The organism is Paraclostridium sp. AKS73, assembly GCF_025671395.1.
Taxonomy (GTDB): Bacteria; Bacillota; Clostridia; order Peptostreptococcales; family Peptostreptococcaceae; genus Paraclostridium; species Paraclostridium benzoelyticum.
Map to the genome: position 1 here is coordinate 13,356 of NZ_JAIXHU010000005.1, position 19,868 is coordinate 33,223.

The 19,868-nt window shown below is 27.8% G+C and carries 17 protein-coding genes and 2 pseudogenes; 18 read left to right on the forward strand and 1 reads right to left on the reverse strand.

Annotated elements, in window-relative coordinates:
• Positions 1–174: 174 nt before the first annotated feature.
• The 17 genes and pseudogenes from LEQ07_RS04475 (at position 175) to LEQ07_RS04555 (ending at position 18,964) form a co-directional block, all read left to right on the forward strand.
• Complete coding sequence (locus tag LEQ07_RS04475) at positions 175–822, forward strand: response regulator transcription factor (RefSeq protein WP_021430761.1); 648 nt, start codon at positions 175–177, stop codon at positions 820–822.
• Complete coding sequence (locus LEQ07_RS04480; protein ID WP_263329692.1) at positions 815–1,402, forward strand: hypothetical protein; 588 nt, start codon at positions 815–817, stop codon at positions 1,400–1,402. The genes LEQ07_RS04475 and LEQ07_RS04480 overlap by 8 nt, the downstream gene beginning before the upstream one ends.
• Before the next feature lie 95 nt (positions 1,403–1,497).
• Positions 1,498–2,178 carry a sensor histidine kinase gene (locus LEQ07_RS04485; protein ID WP_263329693.1) on the forward strand — a complete coding sequence of 227 codons (681 nt, stop codon included), beginning with the start codon at positions 1,498–1,500 and terminating at the stop codon, positions 2,176–2,178.
• A gap of 200 nt (positions 2,179–2,378) precedes the next feature.
• Entirely contained in the window at positions 2,379–2,579 is a 201-nt protein-coding gene (locus LEQ07_RS04490; protein ID WP_263329694.1) for a hypothetical protein, read from the forward strand.
• 122 nt (positions 2,580–2,701) lie between these two features.
• Entirely contained in the window at positions 2,702–3,211 is a 510-nt protein-coding gene (locus LEQ07_RS04495) for a glycoside hydrolase family 73 protein (RefSeq protein ID WP_263329695.1), read from the forward strand.
• A gap of 1,260 nt (positions 3,212–4,471) precedes the next feature.
• A pseudogene (locus tag LEQ07_RS04500) lies at positions 4,472–5,577 on the forward strand (glycoside hydrolase).
• Positions 5,578–5,858: 281 nt separating this feature from the next.
• Positions 5,859–6,677, forward strand: a complete 819-nt coding sequence (locus tag LEQ07_RS04505; RefSeq protein ID WP_263329696.1) for an FUSC family protein — start codon at positions 5,859–5,861, stop codon at positions 6,675–6,677.
• A gap of 454 nt (positions 6,678–7,131) precedes the next feature.
• Positions 7,132–7,721 (forward strand): annotated as a pseudogene (locus LEQ07_RS04510) (LCP family protein).
• Between the two features lie 536 nt (positions 7,722–8,257).
• Entirely contained in the window at positions 8,258–9,967 is a 1,710-nt protein-coding gene (locus LEQ07_RS04515; protein WP_263329697.1) for an AbgT family transporter, read from the forward strand.
• Positions 9,968–10,218: 251 nt separating this feature from the next.
• The gene (locus LEQ07_RS04520) at positions 10,219–11,742 is read left to right on the forward strand and encodes an FAD-dependent oxidoreductase (protein WP_263329698.1); all 1,524 of its coding nucleotides are present in this window, start codon (positions 10,219–10,221) and stop codon (positions 11,740–11,742) included.
• A gap of 210 nt (positions 11,743–11,952) precedes the next feature.
• Complete coding sequence (locus LEQ07_RS04525; RefSeq protein WP_263329699.1) at positions 11,953–12,678, forward strand: gamma-glutamyl-gamma-aminobutyrate hydrolase family protein; 726 nt, start codon at positions 11,953–11,955, stop codon at positions 12,676–12,678.
• 329 nt (positions 12,679–13,007) lie between these two features.
• Positions 13,008–14,006, forward strand: a complete 999-nt coding sequence (locus LEQ07_RS04530) for an aspartate-semialdehyde dehydrogenase (protein ID WP_263329700.1) — start codon at positions 13,008–13,010, stop codon at positions 14,004–14,006.
• A gap of 18 nt (positions 14,007–14,024) precedes the next feature.
• Positions 14,025–14,903 carry a 4-hydroxy-tetrahydrodipicolinate synthase gene (gene dapA, locus LEQ07_RS04535; protein ID WP_084822235.1) on the forward strand — a complete coding sequence of 293 codons (879 nt, stop codon included), beginning with the start codon at positions 14,025–14,027 and terminating at the stop codon, positions 14,901–14,903.
• Between the two features lie 10 nt (positions 14,904–14,913).
• Positions 14,914–15,660, forward strand: coding sequence for a 4-hydroxy-tetrahydrodipicolinate reductase (gene dapB / locus LEQ07_RS04540; protein ID WP_263329701.1), 747 nt, complete (start codon positions 14,914–14,916; stop codon positions 15,658–15,660).
• A 14-nt stretch (positions 15,661–15,674) separates the two neighbouring features.
• The gene (gene dapD / locus LEQ07_RS04545; RefSeq protein ID WP_263329702.1) at positions 15,675–16,388 is read left to right on the forward strand and encodes a 2,3,4,5-tetrahydropyridine-2,6-dicarboxylate N-acetyltransferase; all 714 of its coding nucleotides are present in this window, start codon (positions 15,675–15,677) and stop codon (positions 16,386–16,388) included.
• Positions 16,389–16,598: 210 nt separating this feature from the next.
• Complete coding sequence (locus tag LEQ07_RS04550) at positions 16,599–17,795, forward strand: HAD-IC family P-type ATPase (RefSeq protein ID WP_263329703.1); 1,197 nt, start codon at positions 16,599–16,601, stop codon at positions 17,793–17,795.
• A 95-nt stretch (positions 17,796–17,890) separates the two neighbouring features.
• The gene (locus LEQ07_RS04555; protein ID WP_332842936.1) at positions 17,891–18,964 is read left to right on the forward strand and encodes an HAD-IC family P-type ATPase; all 1,074 of its coding nucleotides are present in this window, start codon (positions 17,891–17,893) and stop codon (positions 18,962–18,964) included.
• A gap of 118 nt (positions 18,965–19,082) precedes the next feature.
• On the opposite strand, the gene LEQ07_RS04560 is transcribed toward LEQ07_RS04555, so the two are convergent.
• Positions 19,083–19,283, reverse strand: coding sequence for a hypothetical protein (locus tag LEQ07_RS04560; RefSeq protein ID WP_263329704.1), 201 nt, complete (start codon positions 19,281–19,283; stop codon positions 19,083–19,085).
• A gap of 74 nt (positions 19,284–19,357) precedes the next feature.
• On the opposite strand from LEQ07_RS04560, the gene LEQ07_RS04565 reads away from it, so the two are divergent.
• Positions 19,358–19,546, forward strand: a complete 189-nt coding sequence (locus LEQ07_RS04565; RefSeq protein ID WP_021430867.1) for a hypothetical protein — start codon at positions 19,358–19,360, stop codon at positions 19,544–19,546.
• The last annotated feature ends 322 nt before the right edge of the window (positions 19,547–19,868 follow it).

A 19,868-nucleotide genomic window follows, 5' to 3' on the forward strand; every position in this document is an offset into this window, starting at 1 on the left:
CTTTTAATTCAAAGATTAATAAACCTTATTTAAATAAATATGATTCTTTGTAAAACTTATGAATCCTTTTTTACGATTAAAGAAATTATATAATAGTTTTGTAACATTAGTGTAAAAATTGGATGATAATATATAATATATTTATAAACTTTAAATACGAATGGACGTGAAAAGATGAATATATTAGTTGCGGATGATGAATTAAGTATGCTAAAAATTATAGAAGCTTATTTAAGAAAAGAAGGATTTAATGTTTTTACTGCTAGCAATGGAGAAGAAGCTTTAGAAGTATTTTATAAAAATAAAATTGATTTAGCTATACTGGATTGGATGATGCCTAAAATAGATGGAATAGAAGTTTGCAAGGAGATAAAAGAAAGCAGTAATATCAAGGTGATGATGTTAACAGCAAAGAGTCAGAGTGATGATGAGGTAGATGCTCTCAATTTTGGAGCTGATGACTATGTTAGAAAGCCATTTGATCCTAGAATTTTAATAATAAGGGCCAAAAAACTTATGGGGTATAGTGATATAGTTACAATTAAAAACTTAAAAATAGATTTTAAATTTACAAAAGCATTTAAAGATAATGTGGATATAGGTCTTACAAAAACAGAGTTTGAGTTATTAAAGTGCTTTATAAACAACAAAGGTGTAATACTTTCAAGAGAAAAATTACTTGATTTGGTTTGGGGTATGGATTACTTTGGTGATTTTAGAACAGTAGATACTCATATAAGAAGGTTAAGAACAAAAATAGGGGAGAATTTTATAGTTACACATAGAGGATTAGGATATAGCTTGGAGGAACATAATGACTAAACTTAATAAAAAACTAGCTATTAGTATATCTTTAGTTGTAGTAATTGTATCTATAATATCACTAACTATAAATAATATTTTTATTCATAAGTATTATTTACATGAAAAGAAGAAAATTATAAATACTGTTGGAGATGAAATCGAAAAATTAAGCTCAGGTACTATTATTAAAGACATAGACAATATAGAGGATAAATATGGAATAAATATAATCTATACTCATTTAGATGCGGAAAATGGAATAAACGAAGGTGATATAACTGAAGGATTGATAAAAGAGTTTGAAAAGAAAGATATAAAACTTAAGAAATTTTGGATTTCTCATTACTTAATTGATGATATGAAGGAAAAGAGTGTCAATAAAATATATAATCAGGGAAATCTAAAATACAGTTTATTAGTAAAGTTTATATTGAAAGATAATTATATATTTGCAATATCAATGCCTATAGAACATTCTCAAGAAACTATTTCTATAATAAATAAATTTAATTTAATACTTAATAGTTTGTCAGTATTAATAGTAATATTATTGACATTTATTTTATCTAAAAAGATAATTGATCCACTTGAAAAATAAAACTATTATCTAAAGATATAGCAAAGTTAAACTTCAGAACAGAAAAAATAAAAACAAATGATGAAATAGAAGAATTAGCGGATAGTGTTAATCAAATGAGCGTAAGTTTACAAAAAGCACAAAATGAATTAAATAAAAGAAATGAAAATTTAAAAATATTCATAGGTGGAGCATCGCATGAGCTAAAAACACCTATAGCACTTATAAAAGCTTATGCTATGGGAATTCAAGATGGAATAGATGATGGAACTTATTTAGATACAATAATAGAAGAAAGTGAAAAGATGAATGATATAATAAACAACTTAATTTATCTTTCAAAATATGAAAAAAGAGAAGTCAAAATAAATTCATTTGACTTGAAAGAAATATTATTGTTAATTATAGATGAATATAAATTGATTATAAATGAAAATAATGTAGAGGTTAATTTAAATATAGATGAAAATGAATTCATGATTGAGGGGGATATAGAAGGAATAAAAATTGTTCTAAGAAATTTAATAAGTAATTCTATAAAATATACTCTTGATGATAAGATATACATATCTTTAATAAGAAAAGAAAAGGTATATATATATGTATCTAATAAGGCTAATGGAATAATAGAATCTGAATTAGATAATATATGGAAACCATTTTACGTATTAGAAAAATCCAGAAATAGACAATTATCTGGAACAGGATTAGGGCTTGGTTTAGTAAAGGAAATTTTAGATGCACAAAAATTAACATACGGAACAAAATTAAAAAATGATTATATAGAATTTTTATAGAGTTCTAAATAAAAAAATATTAAGGAGGCTAAATTTACATAGCCTCCTTTTTTATGCTTAATCAAACTTTTTTGTTTTGTAACATTCATGAAACAAACTTTTTTTATAATAATCACATAACAAATACATAAGGAGTGTGACATTATGAAAAACAAAGGTTTTTGGCTGTGATAGTTGTCTTAATAGGATTAATTTATATAATGATAAGTTTTTATTCTTTAAAAGATATAAATAAAGAAGATATAGATGTTTCAAAATTTATAAATGTAGCAGATGAAATTAGCGATAATAAGGCTCAAATTAACTGGAAGTATGTGACGGCTATAATTGGAGTTATGGAGAAGAATGATTTAAACAATGTTAAAGAAGAAGAAATGAAAAAGTATCTAAATTATTTTTAAATGATAATAATGAAGCAAAAGTTTTAAATAGTGTTGATGAGGTTACAAGTAAACTTAAATTTAATAAGATTGAAAAAAGTTTAACACATAGCTATATAAATCAACTTAGTGATTTTGGAGTAATGCCACAAAGGTTGAGTAAAAATAGTGATTATACAAAATTTATAAATTCCATAAAAGATGATGCAATACAAAACTATGAAAGATACAAAGTTTTACCATCTATAACTATAGCACAAGCAATATTAGAATCAGGATGGGGGCAGTCAAGATTAGCTAAGGATTATAATAACTTATTTGGAATAAAAGCAGACGTAAATTGGAAAGGGGAGTATGTAACTTTAGAAACTAGAGAATTCAAAAGCAACACTGTAAATGGAAAGTTTAGAAAATATAAAGATGCAGGTCAATCAATTGATGACCATGCAAAGTTTTTATATGAAAATAAAAGATACCAAAACAACGGGGTATTTAGTGCTAAGACATATATATATCAGGCAAAAGCTTTGCAAAATGCAGGTTATAGCACAGATACAAATGAAAAAGGCCAAAAGGTTTATGCAAACAGATTAATCGAAATAATAAAGCAATATAATTTACAGCTTATAGATAATGAAGTTCAGAGTAAATAAAACTGTAACATACGTGTAACAAAAATAAACTAAAATGACTTTGAGGTGATAAAGATGAATAAAAAAATATCGTTATTGTTAAGCTTTGTACTTATAGGAACAAGCTTAGCGGGGTGTAGTAACGGGCTTACTAAAAGTGATGAAGATATATCAGCTAAGGTAGAAAAAGTTAATAACTTAGATTTTAAATATGACGTTAATCCTAAAAACTTTCAAGTATCTGTAGATGTTGATGGTAAAAAGGAAATTATATCAGAACCTATGAAAGAGAGATCTGTTACTAATTTAAAAAAGAAAGATAATGAAATTTCGTGGACATACCCAGATGAACATATTAATGTAGACATAAAAAAGAAAGATAACTACTTAGATGTAGATATAAAATCAACATCTAAAGAAGCTAACACTTTTACTTGGCCAAGTGTTAGTGGTGAAAGTTATGTAATTCCTATAAATGAAGGAAAGTTTATACCAAGCAATGATAAGTACTGGAAAGAGTATTTAAATGAGCAAATATTTAATACTATAGAAAGTTTTTCTATGCAATTTTTCTCAGTAAATAAAAGTAACTTTGCAGCCACTTATATAATGAAAAATAAATATAATGATGAAATAAAATTTGATACAAAGAGTAATATAAAGTTTGATTTTACTCATGAATATCCAAGTATAAACAAAAATAAAGATTATGGATTTAGGGTGTATATAACAGATAAAAATGTAAATGATGTAGTTAAAAATTACAAGAATTTTGTAATTGAAAACGGAGAATTTAAAACATTAGCACAAAAAGCAAAGGAAAATAAAAACATAGAAAAGTTATATGGAGCACCACAGATTTACTTCTGGGATAAATCTATAATTACTGTTGATGATATTAAGTGGAATTTATTAAGAGAAAACATGGATGAAGAATTTATAAACTGGATGAAAGAGCTTCTAAATACAAAAGTAGAAGATGGAAAAGAAGTATCAAATGTTTTAGATGCTGTAAAAAATCAAGACTATGTAGATAAGTACCAAAAACAAACTATAGTAAGAGGATTTAATTCAGTTATGATGTTAAAAGAATTTTATAATCCTAATGTATTTAAAGATTTAAATAAAGAAACTCAAGATGTTGTAAAAAAAGGTATAAATAATTTAAATAGAAATGAATTGATTTCATTAAATAAAGAATTATTAAAATCAAAGCTTAAAGATTCAACAACTCCAACAACTTATTGGGCAAGAAACAATACAATAGATGTATTAGATGATATGAAAAAATCAGGATTAGATAATGCTTGGATAGGATTTGATGATTTAGAGGCAGGATATGTTTCTCCAGAGTTTGTAAAAAAAGCTAATGACTATGGATATTTAGTTGGACCTTATGATTCATACCATTCAATTCATAAGCCAGGTGAGGAAAAATGGAGTACAGCTAAGTTTGATGATAAATCACTATATGATAATGCAACAGTAGAAGATAAAGATGGAAAAAATTAGAAGGGTTCCAAGGAACAGGTAGAAAACTAAATCCTACATTGGCTATGCCTAGTGTAAAATCAAGAGTAAATAAGATACTTAATGAGGGATATAAATTTAACTCATGGTTTATAGATTGTGATGCAACTGGAGAAATCTATGATGATTATTCTAAAAATCACATTACAACACAAGAACAAGATTTAAATGCAAGATTAAAAAGAATGAGTTATATAAGAGATGATAAAAATATGGTTGTAGGGTCAGAAGGCGGAAATGATTTTGCGAGTACGACTATAGCATTTGCACATGGACTTGAGACACCTGCTTTTTCATGGGTAGATCCAGACATGAATAAAAATAAAGATAGTGAGTACTATGTAGGTAAATATTATTCACCTACAGGTGGAGTTCCAGAAGTATTTGCAAAACAAGTTCCTGTTAAAGATTTATATAAAAAAATATTTATAGATCCAGCATATTCACTTCCTCTATTTAGACTAGTTTATAATGATTCAGTTGTAACTTCTGATCATTGGCTATGGGGTACTTTCAAAATACAAGGTGAAGTTGAAAATAGAATGATGAAAGAAGTTTTATATAATACAGCGCCTATGTATCATATAGATAAGAGTGAATGGGAAAAACATAAAAAAGAGATTTTAAGCCATGATAAAGTTTGGTCAGAGTTTGATAAAAAAGCTATAAATAAACCTATGACTGACTTCGAGTTTTTAAGTAGTGATAGATTAGTACAAACTACTTGCTATGGAGATGATTTGAGAGTTGTAGCAAATTTCTCTAATAAAGACTTTAAATACAAAAACGACACTGTAAAGGCAAATTCTCTCATTATATATGATAATGGAGGAAAAACTGCTTATAGTCCCAAATAAATTTTAAAATAGTTAAAGTGGAGTATCTAAATAAGATACTCTATTTTAATGTGCTATAATTGTATAGTATAACTATTAACTGATTATATTAAAAAAAGTGGGGTAAAAATAAATTACAAAATAAATACTTTTAAGTATACCAAAATGTTAAATAATAAATTATACTATATTAATGACAAAATAAATAGTAATGACTAATCGGAGATATACTAGGAGGTAAATATAGTGAAGCTACAGAAAATGGGCATGAGAACCATAAAAACAGGAATAGCTGTAATGCTATGTATCTTATTGGGGCAATTTCTTGTTCAAAAATTTTTTACTGCGCAATAGCATGTGTAATTTCTGTTCAAGATACAGTTAAAGGATCTATGAAAGCAGGTCTAAACAGAGTAAAAGGAACAATTGTAGGAGGTATAATAGGATTTTTATTTGCACTTATACAGCCAGGAGAACCTATTTTATGTGGAATAGGTATAATGCTAACTATATATGCGTGTAATTTATTAAAAGTGAACTCTGTAGTAGTATCATGTGTAACATTTTTAGCAATACACTTAGGTGTTGGAACATACAATCCAGCATACTACTCTATACATAGGGTTATAGATACATCAGTGGGTGTAGTTATAGGAGTAGTTACAAACTACTTAATAGCACGACCTAATTATTTAGACAAGACTATAAATGAATTTAAAAATATAGAAAAATCAGCTATACAACTTATAGAGTCAAAAATTGTAAATGAAGAAAGTTTAGATATAAATATATTCAAAAAGAACATACAACAATTAGATAAAATATATTCAAAATTAACTGATGAGTTAGATTATGGTGGTAAATACGAAGCAGATATAGAAAACTTAGAAAAATCTATAAGCATATGTAGGGAAATTTATTTCCATATGCAGTCTATAGAGTTATTGGAAAATAAGTTGTATTTAAATAAAGAAAACTTTAATGCAATAAAAGAACTGTACAACACAGAGGAAATTTGTTTTGATGTTGAAGAAAACAAGAGTCCTGTATTTAATTACCATTTAAGTAAGATAATAGAAGAAATAAAAACTCTAAAAGAGTTTAATGAATCTATCGAATAAATGTCCTGGGTTAAAATATCGAGGATATTTTTTACGCTTAAGAAATTTATACTTAACAAATATTTGTGGATAACTTATACAACATAGTTATACAAATATTTTGGCGAAAGTAAAAAATGACATTTTGAGCAACGGACAGAGTTGTTGGCGACATGAGCGAAGCGAATTTTTTACGCTTAAGAAATTTAGTTAATCATTAATAATTAAAGCATACATAAATAAATAAGGATGTGAACTTGTGAAACTTAATAAAAAAATTATTTTAATTTTATTAATAGTAATCATTTTACCTATATCAGCATTGTACTTATTAATAAAAGATAGGAATGAAAAGCAAAAAGTGTCTATTGAGAAAACAAAAAGTGAAAAAATTGAAAATCAGAAGATTATTAATATAGCTTTATTTGGATTAGATAGAAGAAGTAAAGAAGAAAAAGCTAGAGCCGATTCTATAATGATTGCAAACATAGATTTAGAAAATAAAACAGTTAACTTGGTATCTATACTAAGAGATACATTGGTAGAGATAGATGGTCATGGAAAAGAAAAACTAAATCATTCATATGCATATGGAGGGCCTAAACTAGCACTTGACACTTTAAACTCAAATTTTGATTTGAATTTAAAGAACTATGTAAGTGTAGATTTTTTAGCTTAGCTAAAGTAATTGATTTAGTAGGTGGAGTAGATATAGAACTTAAAGATTATGAAGCAAATCAAATAAATAAAAATTTAGATGAAATTAATAATATAGAAAAATTACCTCATGGAACTGATTATATTGAGGGAATGGGAGCTAAAAATTTAAATGGAAGACAAGCCGTTGCATATTGTAGGATAAGAAAAGAAGGAAATGGAGATTATGAAAGAACTCAAAGACAAAGAACAGTTTTAAAGTCTATAATAAATAAATATGAAAGCTTAGAGTCTGATAAAAAGTTTGAAGTGAATATGGAAATGATGTCTCAAGTTAGTACAAATATACCAGTAAATGATATAAAATATATACAAGAAAAAATACAAAACGAAAAAATTATAAAATAAATCAATACATGATTCCTGTTGAAGGAAGTTTTGAAACAAAAACAATTAATGGAATGTGGGTTATTGATGCTAACATGGAAGAGAATATAAAACAATTACATAAATATATAAAATAAAAAGACGGGTGTCAGTGGTAGCACCCGTCTTTTTTAAAGGAGAAATAAGTATAGTATGTTTAGTGATATAATTAAAAATTGCATTTGAAATTATATTAAAAGTATAAACAAAAAAATGAATTATATACAAAAAAATATTCAATTTTATAAATAAAACTGAAAAATAAGAAATTTTATTAAACAATATTTTTATTAAAATAAGAAATCTAACTTACTTTTTATACGTAAAAATACTTTTATATATAAAATTAAATTTTAAATTTACGAAAAATAAAACTAATTCGACAAAAAAACTCGAAATAAGAAGAAAAATTTCAAATATTAAAATATTCTAAATTGTAGAAAAAATAAAATATATGTAGTATAATGAATTTCGGGAAAACGAATTCATATGTATAAAATTTTTTAGGAGGAATTATAATGGAATTAAATGTAACGAGTAAAAAAGAAAAACAGTCGAGGCTCCAGTCGTGTATGGGTGTTATCGAAAGAGTTGGGAATAAGTTACCAAGTCCAGCGCTATTATTTGTTTATATATCTGTAGCTGTACTTATACTATCAGCAATACTAGGAACTTTTAATGTAGTTGCTGAAACGGAACTTGGTAAATTCCCTATAAATAATCTATTAGGACAAAAGCCTATAGAAGTTTTAAAAGTAACAGCAGCTGGGACTGCAGTTTCAGAGACTTACTCAAATGGATTATCATATATTATAGGTTCAGTTATCCAAAACTTTATGGGGATGACAGCTCTAGGAGCAATACTTATTATAATGCTATCAATAGGAGTAATGGAACAAAGTGGATATTTATCAATAGGAATACAAAGTATAGTTAAGGCTACACCAGCTAAGCTTGTAACACCTGTTGTAATATTTTTAGGGGTTATGTCAAATGTAGCATCTGATGCAGGATATGTTGTTTTAATACCGCTTGCTGCATTGGTATATTATACAATAGGAAGAAATCCTATGGTCGGATTAGCAGCAGGATTTGCAGGGGTTTCAGGAGGATTTAGTGCAAACTTACTTATAGGTTCATTTGATGCATTATTAATACCATTCACTCAAGCAGCAGCAGAAACAGGGGATGCTTTAGTTGGGACAAGTTTTGCACCAATGTTAAAGTCTACTTCTAATATGTTCTTCTTGATGGCATCAACATTTATAATAGTTGCAATAGGTACTTTTATAATAGATAAAATAGTTGAGCCAGGAATGGAAAAATATGATAAGAGTGAAGCTGATGTTGTTGAAAAATCAGGAGATTTAACTGATCAAGAAAAGAAAGCATTTAAAGCAGCTAATTTTAGTTTATTAGGAGTAATAGCATTTATAGTATTAACAGTTTTACCATTTGATAAAAATAATGTAATACCTATAGTTGGAGACTTATCGACTTCAGTTTCTTTAACATCAATAAGCCCTGAAGGAACTATGGCACTAAAGGGAGTAAATAGCTTCTTAGATTCTATATTCTTTAGTGGAGATATGATAATGATGTTAATGTTTATCGTATTTTTAGTACCTGGTTTAGTTTATGGATTCAAGTCAGGGACATTTAAAACAAAAGATGATGTTATAGGTGCAATGGTTACATCTATGAAGAGTATGGCTTCTATAATAGTTATATTATTCTTTGTTGCACAATTCTTAAACTTCTTTAATGATTCACATTTAGGTATATTAATAGCTTCATTAGGTGCAAAATTAGTAGCTCAAATACCAACAGACAATACTTTTATGGCTATGATGTTAATGATTGCATTCATATGGTTTACTGCAATAATTAACTTATTTATAGCAGGGGGCACATCTAAGTATGGATTACTAGCTCCAATATTTATACCAATACTTATGAGCGCTGGATTCTCACCTGCTGGAGTACAGTTAATGTATAGAATAGGGGATTCATCTACGAATATAATATCTCCACTTATGAGTTATATGGGAGTTATAGTTATATTTGGACAAAAGTACAAGAAAAACTTTGGGATAGGAAACTTAATGGGAATGATGCTACCTATATCAATAGGATTTTTATTAGCATGGACAGTATTTGCAGTAGCATGGGCATTATTAGGAGCTCCTATAGGACCGGGAGAATTCTTCTTTATAAATCAATACTAAAAGGATAGATATGGCTCAGTATTATAGCTAATATTCCTTCACTAAAGCCTGTAGAGCTCGGCTTTAACGTTTCGTCATATTAGCTATAATACATCCGCCTAATATCGTTAAATGAAAAAATAAAGTATCGCAAATGCGATGCTTTATTTTTTTGCTCTAATTTAGATTAAATTTAATAAAATGGGAATTATACAAATATAAGGAAGTAATATAGAAAGGAGTAACTAGGTTAGCTAGTTAGATATAAACTTATGAAAGAATCATATTGGATATTAAGTTCTAAAGGTGAATGTTATGAGAAGCTAAAAGAAGATTTAGAAGTAGATACTATTATAGTTGGTGGAGGAATAGTAGGTGTGACAACTGCTTATTTACTATCAAAAAAGGGAATAGAAACTGCAATTGTGGATGCTCATAAAATAGGATATGGAAGTTCCGGAAGAAATACAGGTAAAGTAACTTCGCAGCATGGTATTGTATATTCAAAAATAAGAAATAAATATGGATTAGATAGTGCTAAACTATATCATGAAGGAAATGAAAGTGCGATAGACTTAATAGAGGAAATTGTAAAGAGTAACAATATTGATTGTAACTTTGAAAGATTATCTTCCTTTATATACTCAGATAATGAAAACTACATAGAAGAGCTTGAGGAAGAATATCAAACTTGTAAAAAGTTAGGAATTGAGTGTAAGTATCATAAGAGTTTGGATATACCATTTGATGTAAAAGGAGCGATAGAATTTTTTAACCAAGCTCAATTCAATCCTAAAAAATACTTAGATGCATTAACTAAGGAATGTTTAAAGTTAGGGGTTAAAGTTTATGAAGAAACTCCTATAGTAGATCATGAAGAAGAAAATATATATAATTTAAAGACTAAAGATGGAAAAACAATAAAAGCATTAAACGTTATATTAGCTTCTCATGTTCCTTGGTATGATGGATTAAATCTTTATTTTGCTAAAGAAAAAGGTGAAAGATCCTATTTATTAGCTGGAGAGTATGAAAGAGATATACCAAAAGGAATGTATTTAAGTGTTGAAGACAGTGGATTTACATTTAAACCTTATTGTGGAGATGGTCAGAATCTAATTATTTTAGGTGGAGGAGATCATAAAGTTGGACAATGTCAAAATGAAGGTGAAATATACGAAGAGTTAATACATGAATTAGGTGAAAAATTTAAAGTTAAGCAATTTAAATGTAAGTGGTCAGCACAAGATTATATAAGCTTTGATAATATACCATATATAGGGTATGTAAATAAAAAAGAAGATAACTTTTACGTTGCAACAGGATTTTGCAAGTGGGGAATGACAAATGGTACATTAGCATCTATGATAATTAGAGATTTAATATGTTATAGAGAGTCAAAGTTTGAATATATATTTAATCCATCTAGAAAAGGTAGCGTACTTACAACTGAATTTATAACTCAAAACATTAATGTAGGGTGGGAATATGTAAGAGGCAAACTAAAAGTAGGGGATAACAATTTAATATTAGAAAAAGGTGAAGGGAAAGTTGTTAATATAGATGGTAAAAGATGTGGTGCATATAAAGATTATGATGGAAAGTTATATATAGTAGATATTACTTGTACACATTTAGGATGCGAGCTAACTTTTAACTCAGCAGAAAAAACATGGGATTGTCCTTGTCATGCATCTAGGTTTGATTATAGAGGAAATGTAATAGAGGGACCTGCTTTAAGAAATTTAAACAGATATGATGAACAAAAAAATGATATAGACCCTAAAATACTGTAAATAAAAAGCCTATCATAAAAATCTTTTAATATAGATTTAGTGGTAGGTTTTTGTATTTAATGAAAGAATTAATTTAAAACAAACTAAATATATATGTTAAAGAAATAAATTTAGAGGTAGGAAACTTAGGTAAATAGAATCATAGTATAAATGTAGCAACAAATTAAAAGATAGTTTGATTTAAATAATTTTATAAGGTGGGGGATAAGCATGAAACCTTTAATAGGTATATTGGCAAACTTAGCTACTATAGATAGTGGAGCATTTACTGGAATAGAGAGAGTTCACTTGCCAAATTCGTATATACATGCTGTTGAAAAAGCTGGTGGCGTTCCAATTGTAATTCCTGTAAATGGAGATAAAGAAAATATAAAAATACAAATTGAAGCTATGAATGGAATTATAATTTCAGGTGGAGATGATATAAATCCTACATTATACAAAGAAGAACCAGTTAGAGAATTAGGTTATATTTACCAAGATATAGATGAATTTGACATAGAAGCTATAAATGTAGCATTAGAAAAAGATAAGCCTATATTTGGAATTTGTAGAGGTTTACAAATACTAAATGTAGCACTAGGTGGAAGTTTATATCAAGATTTAAAATATATAAGAAATAGTCATATAAAACATAATCAACAAACAAAGCCATATTTAGGAACTCACTATATAGACATAAAAGAAGAATCTATATTAAAAGAGATTATTAATGAAAAAGTTTTAGTAAATAGTTATCATCACCAAAGTGTAAAAACATTGGGAAACAACTTAAAAGTAATAGCGTACTCAAATGATGGTGTAATAGAAGCTGTTCAAAAAATAGATGAAAAGTTTGTTCTTGGAGTTCAATGGCACCCAGAGCTAATGGTAGATCATAGTGAGCACATGTTAAATATATTTAAAAGATTCATAGAAGAATGTAAAGAAAGTTAATGTTGAAATAAAAAGGAAAAACCGATAGAAACAAATCATTATCTATCGGTTTTTCCTTTTGTGATGTATTCAAATTAAGTGAATTATATCATAATTGCTAAGCGTTTGCAATATAAATTAAGATACTAATTAGTTCACTAAAGAAATATTAATATCATAGTATAAATTATAGATGTTAGCAACATGGATATTAGTGCTTAAATTTTCTAAATTATTGCGATTAATGCTATGTTTATCTACAATATATTGATATTTCAAATAATATATACTAGAATTACGTATATATTATTTAGATGATGAAATTTTTAAGTAGAAAGAGGCGCATGGATATGAAAAAAGTAAACGTTGCTATAGTTGGGGCAACAGGTATGGTAGGAAGAACTTTCTTAAAGGTGTTAGAAGAAAGAAACTTCCCAATAGAAAATTTATACCTATTTTCTTCAGCTAGATCAGCAGGATCTAAAGTAGAATTTGCAGGAAAAGAATATACAGTAGAAGAACTAAATGAAAATTCATTTGATAGAGATATACAAATAGCACTTTTTTCAGCAGGAGGAAGTATAAGCGAAGAGTATGCACCAATAGCAGCATCAAAAGGTGCAATAGTTGTAGATAACTCAAGTGCATGGAGAATGGATGAAAATGTTCCTTTAGTTGTACCGGAGGTTAATCCAGAAGCTGTTAAAGAACATAAAGGAATAATTGCAAATCCAAATTGTTCTACTATTCAAGCAATGGTTCCATTAAAACCTCTTCATGATAAATATAAAATAAAAAGAATAGTATATTCAACATACCAGGCTGTTTCAGGATCTGGAGTAAAGGGTACTAAGGATTTAGAAGATGGAATAAATGGTATTCCTAATCAATTTTATCCACATCCTATAGCTTACAACTGCTTACCTCATATAGATGTATTTATGGAAAATGGATATACAAAAGAAGAAATGAAAATGATAAATGAAACTATGAAAATTTTAAATGACTATAACTTAAAAATTACTGCAACCACAGTAAGAGTTCCAGTAGTAAATGGTCACAGTGAGTCAGTTAACGTTGAGTTTGAAAATGATTTTGAAATAGATGAATTAAAGAGTGTATTAGCTAATTTTGAAGGATTAGAATTAGTTGATGATATAGCTAACAATGTATACCCAACAGCATTTGAATTAAGCGGAAGAGATGAAGTATTTGTAGGAAGAATAAGAAGAGATTTCAGTGTAGACAGTGGAATAAATATGTGGGTAGTAGCTGACAATATAAGAAAAGGTGCTGCAACTAATGCTGTTCAAATAGCTGAACTTCTTTTAAAATATGATTTAGTATAAAATTGGGAGGTATAAATTATGTTATTTAAGGGATCTGGAGTTGCGTTAGTTACTCCTTTTAATGAAACTGGTGTAGATTTCGATAAACTTGGAGAATTAATAGAATATCATATAGAAAATAAAACGGATGCATTAATAGTTTGTGGGACTACTGGAGAATCTACAACTATGTCAGATGAAGAGCAATTTGCAGTTATAGATTTTACTGTTAAAAGAGTAAATAAAAGAATACCAGTTATAGCTGGAACAGGGTCTAATAATACTATGCATTCAGTTCACTTAAGTCAAGAAGCTGAAAAATTAGGTGTAGATGGATTATTAGTAATAACTCCTTATTACAATAAAACAAATCAAAAAGGATTAAAACTTCACTTTGAAACAATAGCAGCTAGCACTAAGCTACCAATAATATTATATAACGTTCCAGGAAGAACTGGAGTTAATATAAAGCCTAGTGTTATAGCAGAACTTGCTAAAATTGAAAATATAGTAGCTGTTAAAGAAGCTAGTGGGGATTTAGCTCAAGTAGCAGAAATAGCTAGATTAGTTCCAGAGGGATTTGCAATCTATTCAGGAAATGATGATTCTATATTGCCTCTTTTATCTCTTGGTGGAGTAGGAGTTATATCAGTTGTTGCTAATATATGTCCTAAAGAAACTCATGACTTAGTAGAAAAATTCTTAAATGGGGATGTTAAAGGTTCAAGAGAATTACAATTGGGTATGAAATCATTAATAGATAAACTATTTATTGAAGTAAATCCAATACCTGTAAAAACTGCTATGAATTTATTAGGTTTTAAGGTTGGAGATTTAAGACTTCCTTTAGCTCCAATGGAAGAAAGCAATTTAAAAGCATTAAGAGACGAACTTGTAAACTATGGGTTTGAGTTATAGGAGGAACGACATGATAAAGGTTATAGTAAATGGCGCTCTTGGTAAGATGGGAAAAGTACTTACTAGATGTGTAAATGAAGATAAAGATTTAGAACTAGTTTGTGGATGCTCAATGCCAACAGGAGAGACAACTGATTACAAACTATACACTAAAATGAGTGATATACAAGAAAGTGCTGATGTTATAATAGATTTTTCACATTTCTCTGCGCTTGATGATGTTTTAGGGTATGCACTTAAAACAAAAACACCTTTAGTAATTGCTACAACAGGATTTACTAAAGATCAATTAGAAAAAATAAAAGAAGCTTCAAAGATAATACCAATATTCCATTCTTCTAATATGTCTTTAGGAGTAAATGTAATGTTAAAGCTTGTAAAAGAAGCTGCAAAAGCATTACAAGGATTTGATATAGAAATAATAGAAAAGCATCATAATAAGAAAGTAGATGCTCCAAGTGGAACTGCTATAATGGTAGCCAATGCTATGAAAGAAGTTCTACCTGATTCTATATACAACTATGGAAGACATGGTAGAGATGCAAAAAGAAATGAAAATGAAATTGGTATACATGCTATAAGAGGTGGAACAATAGTTGGAGAACACGAAGCTATATTTGCAGGATTAGATGAAGAGGTTATGATATCTCATAGAGCTCAATCTAAAGATATATTTGCAAATGGAGCAATAACAGCAGCTAAATATTTAGCAAATAAAGAAGCTGGATATTATAATATGGATGACATGTTAAAGTAATTAGGAGGGTACAGATGATAAACTTAAATGACGCATATGAAATAGCAAGGTATATAAAAACAGTAGAAAAAAAGACACCAGTGAAGGTTTATGTTAATGGAGAGTTAGATGCTAAGTCAACTGAAGACTACAAAGTATTCGGAAGCAATGGATCATACACTATAATAGGAAATTATGATTCTATAAAATCAGTTTTAGATGCTCAAAAGGATAAATTAGTTGACATACACATGGAATATGACAGAAGAAACTCTGCTATACCAATGTATAACTACTTACATGAACATGCAAGAATAGAGCCAGGAGCTCATATAAGAGACATGGTTACTATAGGTAAAAATGCAGTAGTAATGATGGGTGCAGTTATAAACATAGGAGCTGTAGTTGGAGAAGGTTCTATGGTAGATATGAATGCAGTAATAGGAGCTAGAGGTACACTTGGTAAAAATGTACACCTTGGAGCTGGAGCAGTAGTAGCAGGTGTTTTAGAACCACCTTCAGCAGATCCTGTTATAATAGAAGATGATGCAATGATCGGTGCAAATGCAGTTATACTTGAAGGAGTAAGAATAGGCGAAGGTGCAGTAGTAGCTGCTGGATCTGTAGTTACACAAAATGTTCCTGCTGGATCAGTAGTAGCTGGTTCTCCTGCAAAAGTAATAAAAATGAAAGATGACAAAACTGCTGATAAAACAAAATTAATGGATGATTTAAGAAATTTAGATTAATAAAAAGATAAAAAAAGCTGATATTAAAGTCAGTCTTTTTATGTATAAAAAGGATGGCATAGTTAGAAGTTTAGATATCTCAAAAATTTAGAAAAAATAGTTTAATTAGTTTTTATAGGTTAATATATTTTATATTTAAATGTTAAAAATAGCATATAACTATGATATTAATAAATGTTTAAAAATTATACGGAAAGGATGGTTTAGTCTATGAGTGCAGAGTTTAATCAAGAGGGATTATCGACTAAAGAAGTCATAGATAGAATTGAACGTGGGGAAAGAAATTCTCCTATAAAGCCATTAACTAGAAGCTATAATAAAATATTCAAAGATAATATATGCACATTATTTAATCTTATAAATATTATAATTGCTACTTTAATCATATATACTGGAAGCTATAAAAATCTATTATTTTTAGGGGTTTTAATCTCGAATGTATCTATTGGGATATTTCAAGAAGTAAGGGCTAAAAAAAGTATAGACAAGTTATCTTTATTAAATCAATCAAAAATAACAGTTATAAGGGATAATCAAAAGAGTAAAATCAATCAACATGATTTAGTAAAAGATGATTTAATGATAATAAATAGAGGTTCTCAAATTTGTGCAGATGGAGTAATTGTTAAGACTGACGGTATAGAGGTAGATGAATCTCAATTAACTGGAGAATCTGATCCAATATTAAAAATAGTAGATTCTAAAGTTATGTCAGGAAGCTACGTTATAAGTGGGATGGCATATGTAAAAGTTGTAAATGTTGGAGAAGAAAGTTATGCATCTAAAATTGCAATGGAAGCAAAGAAAGAAAAAGATATAAATAGTCAATTAATAAAAACTCTTAAACAAATTATAAAAGGACTTGCTTTTTTCATAGTTCCAATTGGAATCGCACTATTTTTATCAAAGTCAAATTCGGGTATAAATACAAATGATGTTATATTAGGAGTTTCAGCAGCTATGATTGGAATGATACCAGAAGGTCTAATACTAATAACTTCTATTGCACTAGCAGTTGAGGTTGTAAATTTAAGTAAGAAAAAAGTTCTTGTAAAAACTATGGGATCTATTGAAAACTTAGCTCGTGTAGATTTATTATGTTTAGATAAAACAGGAACTATAACTGATGGAAATATAAAGTTAGTAGATATAATCACATGTGAAGATTTTGAAATGAATAAGCTTAAAGAAGGAATTTCGACTTTAGTAGAAAACTTAGAAGAAAATGCAACAAGTAAAGCTTTAAAGGTAGAACTTCCAAGTCCGAAATCTTGGAAACCTATTAATAGGGTACAATTTTCATCAGCTAGAAAGTGGAGTGGCGTTACTTTTGAAAAAGAAGGTAGTTATATAATGGGAGCTCCTGAATTTGTTTTTGAAAAATATCATCAAATATCCAACGAATAATAGATGAATCTACTAATAAAGGCGAGCGAGTTTTAGTTTTTGCATATTCAAATGACTCTATAGTTGATAATGAACTTCCAAAAGATAGAAAACTGATAGGTATTTCTATTATGGAAGATACAATAAGATCAGAGGCTGCAAATACATTGAATTATTTTAAAAAACAAGGAGTAGCTATCAAAATTATATCAGGAGATAATCCAAAAACTGTTTCACAAATTGCAAAACGAGCTGGTGTTGATAATTCTGATAAATACATAGATATGAGTAGTATTTCAGATAATGATGACTTAAAAAATTATACAAGTAAATATGAAATTTTTGGGAGAGTTAGCCCGGAACAGAAAAAGGAACTTGTAAAAATATTTAAAGATGAAGGACATACTGTTGGAATGACTGGTGATGGAGTGAATGATATTTTAGCTCTTAAAGAGTCTGATTGTAGTATAGTAATGGCAGAAGGTAGTGATGCAGCAAAGGGAGTTTCTGATTTTGTACTTTTAGATTCTAATTTTGATTCTATGATAGGTGTTGTCATGGGAGGACGAAGAGTAGTAAATAATATACAGCAAGTAGCATCTCAGTATTTAATGAAAACTGTATATTCAATTATACTAGCTATAATTTTTATATTTATGAAGGGATCTTACCCATTTCATCCTATACAGTTGATGCCAATAACTTCACTTGGAGTTGGAATTCCATCGTTTTTTTTGGCATTTAGACCAAACTATTCACAAATAAAAGAAAATCTATTATTAAATATTTCAATACCAGCATTAACATCTGGAATTTGCGCAGTTTTTTATATAATGATAATTTCAGTCGTTGGTAATATGTTAAACTTTAATGAATCGGGTATATCAACTTTATGTGTATTATTAACAGGATCAGTTTGTTTTACATCTTTATGGCAGATATCTAAGCCGATTGATAAAAAAGTAGGATTTATGATAATTACATTAGTTACTATATTTGTTTTAACTATTATACTTCTTAGGAACATATTCTCATTTGTAAATATTATTAATTTAAAAATGATGATATTATATATACCGTTAATTTTATCAGTTATACCTGTATATAAGGTCATTAAAAAAATAATAACTTACATTGTAATGAAATATGTTAAATACAAAAACAAAATTAAGCAAAACAAAAAAAGCTGACACTCGTGTGTCAGCCTTTTTTATTGGCAAGATTCACCTCTATTTCAAGGCAGCTATCTTTATATATATACACTATAATTAGTTTTCTAAACATTTTTTTAGAAATTTATAGAAAAAATTATTTAGAATCTTTATATTTATCAACATTTTCAGATGTAGTACCATTTTTAATATCTTGAGCTTCTACAAATTTTTGATTTTGAGGGAAGAATACACAGAAAGACATAAGTTGGTCAAAATAGTTAACACATCTATTTAACTTAACCTCTAAAGTATAATCATTTACTGGTTTTACACCAACATTATTTGCATTTTCCATTTGAAATTTTAACCATGAATAATAAAGTTTGAATTTAGGAATAATATTAACAAATACATAGTGAGGTGATAATTATGGAAATGAATACACAAGATTGTTTAAAAAAAGCATTATTAGATACTCAAGAAAAAGTAAGAGACTTTATGCAATATGCTGATAATGTTGATGACAAAGAATTAAGCAAATGTTTTAAAGACTTTGCTGAAGCTGAAGGATTACAAGCTCAAAAACTACAAGAGCATATTGAGAAAAGATTTAAATAATGTCAAAAGAAAGGCTTTTAATAGCCTTTCTTTTTTTATTGAATAATAAAGATAGGATAATAACTTAAAAAATAAAATGTTTTAATTAAAATATATATACTAATACTATACATATTGAATAAATAGATTAAATAAAAAAAATTTTGAAGAAAATAAAAAGTTAAAAATTAAAATTAAATTATATAAAATGTAAAGAAGTAATAAAAAATGTATCAAAAAAATTTAATGCAATAGTTAACTAATATATGTGAATAATACTAATTTAAAAAAATAATGAAAATTAATAAAATACATACGTTTAGATTTTGAAAAGATTATGAAT

Excerpts from the sequence above, each read along its gene's own strand:
- LEQ07_RS04475 (WP_021430761.1), top strand. The coding sequence starts at position 175 with ATGAATATATTAGTTGCGGATGATGAATTAAGTATGCTAAAAATTATA.
- LEQ07_RS04480 (WP_263329692.1), top strand. The coding sequence starts at position 815 with ATGACTAAACTTAATAAAAAACTAGCTATTAGTATATCTTTAGTTGTA.
- LEQ07_RS04485 (WP_263329693.1), top strand. The coding sequence starts at position 1,498 with ATGAGCGTAAGTTTACAAAAAGCACAAAATGAATTAAATAAAAGAAAT.
- LEQ07_RS04490 (WP_263329694.1), top strand. The coding sequence starts at position 2,379 with ATGATAAGTTTTTATTCTTTAAAAGATATAAATAAAGAAGATATAGAT.
- LEQ07_RS04495 (WP_263329695.1), top strand. The coding sequence starts at position 2,702 with ATGCCACAAAGGTTGAGTAAAAATAGTGATTATACAAAATTTATAAAT.
- LEQ07_RS04505 (WP_263329696.1), top strand. The coding sequence starts at position 5,859 with ATGTATCTTATTGGGGCAATTTCTTGTTCAAAAATTTTTTACTGCGCA.
- LEQ07_RS04515 (WP_263329697.1), top strand. The coding sequence starts at position 8,258 with ATGGAATTAAATGTAACGAGTAAAAAAGAAAAACAGTCGAGGCTCCAG.
- LEQ07_RS04520 (WP_263329698.1), top strand. The coding sequence starts at position 10,219 with ATGAAAGAATCATATTGGATATTAAGTTCTAAAGGTGAATGTTATGAG.
- LEQ07_RS04525 (WP_263329699.1), top strand. The coding sequence starts at position 11,953 with ATGAAACCTTTAATAGGTATATTGGCAAACTTAGCTACTATAGATAGT.
- LEQ07_RS04530 (WP_263329700.1), top strand. The coding sequence starts at position 13,008 with ATGAAAAAAGTAAACGTTGCTATAGTTGGGGCAACAGGTATGGTAGGA.
- dapA (WP_084822235.1), top strand. The coding sequence starts at position 14,025 with ATGTTATTTAAGGGATCTGGAGTTGCGTTAGTTACTCCTTTTAATGAA.
- dapB (WP_263329701.1), top strand. The coding sequence starts at position 14,914 with ATGATAAAGGTTATAGTAAATGGCGCTCTTGGTAAGATGGGAAAAGTA.
- dapD (WP_263329702.1), top strand. The coding sequence starts at position 15,675 with ATGATAAACTTAAATGACGCATATGAAATAGCAAGGTATATAAAAACA.
- LEQ07_RS04550 (WP_263329703.1), top strand. The coding sequence starts at position 16,599 with ATGAGTGCAGAGTTTAATCAAGAGGGATTATCGACTAAAGAAGTCATA.
- LEQ07_RS04560 (WP_263329704.1), bottom strand. The coding sequence starts at position 19,283 with ATGGAAAATGCAAATAATGTTGGTGTAAAACCAGTAAATGATTATACT.
- LEQ07_RS04565 (WP_021430867.1), top strand. The coding sequence starts at position 19,358 with ATGGAAATGAATACACAAGATTGTTTAAAAAAAGCATTATTAGATACT.